This window comes from Rhodococcus sp. NPDC054953 (assembly GCF_053609225.1).
Window position 1 is genome coordinate 1 of record NZ_JBSGXD010000055.1, and the last position, 1,778, is coordinate 1,778.

General features: G+C 66.5%; 1 protein-coding gene and 1 pseudogene. One reads left to right on the forward strand and one right to left on the reverse strand.

Annotation, left to right across the window (positions count from 1 at the left end):
* The first annotated feature begins 321 nt into the window (after window positions 1-321).
* Window positions 322-1,266: a hypothetical protein gene (locus ACWF62_RS20400; protein WP_452631223.1), complete on the forward strand. Its 945-nt coding sequence runs from the start codon at window positions 322-324 to the stop codon at window positions 1,264-1,266.
* Between the two features lie 239 nt (window positions 1,267-1,505).
* On the opposite strand, the pseudogene ACWF62_RS20405 reads toward ACWF62_RS20400, so the two are convergent.
* A pseudogene (locus tag ACWF62_RS20405) lies at window positions 1,506-1,778 on the reverse strand (ABC transporter ATP-binding protein); the annotation flags it as partial.

The window sequence follows — 1,778 nt, forward strand, 5'->3', positions numbered from 1 at the left end:
CGTGGTCGGACAGCGCCGGGGTCGGCCGCCCTAAGCGACCGAGAGGATTCTCTCTCTTTCCGGAGCTGCGGAGCAACAACGTGCCTGCCGGGCGAGTCGTAGCAGACGATCGTGGTGTCGGCGGATGTCCATCTTGCCGGAACGCTACACTGCGTACCGCGGCTGGCTGCGCACGCCGCGAACCTGTTGTCCGGCACCCCACGCTGGTCACACCACAGGTGAAGGACCCCCGGCACTAGGCCGAGGGATGGTCCCGCAGGTTGTTCATCGCCCGTGTCTCGACTCTGCGGGGTAGTGGGGGCCCTGGAGCGGAGTTCGACGATGACCAAGGCCGGAGCCAGCGGACCGAAAGCTCGTGCCCGTAAGGCACAACGGGTAACGGGGGCCAAGTACGTCAAGATTCGGCACAGTTCCCGGCCATCTGTGCCCGGACGCACGGTGCAGTTCCTTTACGAGGACCGTCATGACCTGGGAGTGCTACCGCTGCAGATTGCGGGTGCTTGGGCCCGGAGCGGGTTGCGCGTGTTGTTGCTCCATGAGTACAAGCCCGCTCCGATGGACATGCGGCTGTACTCGAAGAGAGCGAAGGAACGCAAGGCGGCCGAGGAGCGGCAGGCGGCATGGCCGGGGCACCGCAGCACCCTTCTGTGGAGGCCCACGCGAGGCTCACTCAGTGGCGGGCTGCTGGTCAGCCAGCACACGCCATGGAGTATCGCCCGGGACGCACAGCGCTTGCCGTACGACGACAGCCCATTGCGCACGGCTGTGGGGCTGGCACGGTCGAGCTTCGACATCGTGGTCCTGGCGGGCGGGTCTGGGTGGCCACGCAAGGCTCACGCCGATCACTTCGTGCTGCTGGCCGAGACGGACGGTCTGCCGGTTAGCGAGAGCATGGTCCGCTGGCAGGAGAACGGCCCTGCCACCGTCGAGCAGCCGCTGTCTCCCGAGCAGAGCGCTGCACTTCTGCGTGATCGGCACCTGCGGTTCCTCCACCACTGGTACGAGCAACTTAAGCCTCCGCTCGGAATGGTTGCCTGCTCACACCTGCTGCGGGGCGGGAGCGAGCCGGACATCGACCCGGTCTTCCTGAGAGCGGTCAAGGACGAGATGTCGAGGGCCGGTCTACCCCTCCTGGGACTGATCAGTGCGGCCCATGAAGGACTCCGGGAGTACGTTCAGCACCGATCCGACCCCGCCGCAGCGCTCTCCTCGACGGCCTACCGTGGAGTGGAGGACGTTGCCCATGCCATCCGGACTTGCTGGTGACCGACACCAGGAGGAGGGCATCTCGTAGGCGCGAACGGTGGCGGTGATCCGGTCGTATGGTGCTGCGTCAGGCTGTCCGACCTTTCCGGGCCAGCCTCGGGGCTGGCGGGTGATCCGACGGACGACGTCCAGGAATCGGTTCGGCCGAACCGATTCCTGGACATGGCTTCGAGACGGCGTACCTCGCCGCCGGGTACGGCACGTGCCAGTGGCGGGAGTGTAGGGGGTGTGAGAAGGGCTCAGGTTCTCGACTGGTCGTCGTAGGTGCGGGCTTGGGCTTTCCACATGGCGGCGTACTCTCCGTCCCGTGCCACGAGTTGTTCGTGGGTGCCTTCTTCGAGGAGGTGTCCGTTGTCCAGGACGATGATGCGGTCGGCGGCTCGGGTGGAGCCGAGTCGGTGGGTGATGAGGACGACGGTGCGGTCGGTGCTCAGGGTGCGGATGCGGTCGTAGACGGCCTCCTCGGCGCGGGGATCGAGCGCAGAGGTGGGTTCGTCGCAGATCAGTAGGGG

Excerpts from the sequence above, each read along its gene's own strand:
- ACWF62_RS20400 (WP_452631223.1), top strand. The coding sequence starts at position 322 with ATGACCAAGGCCGGAGCCAGCGGACCGAAAGCTCGTGCCCGTAAGGCA.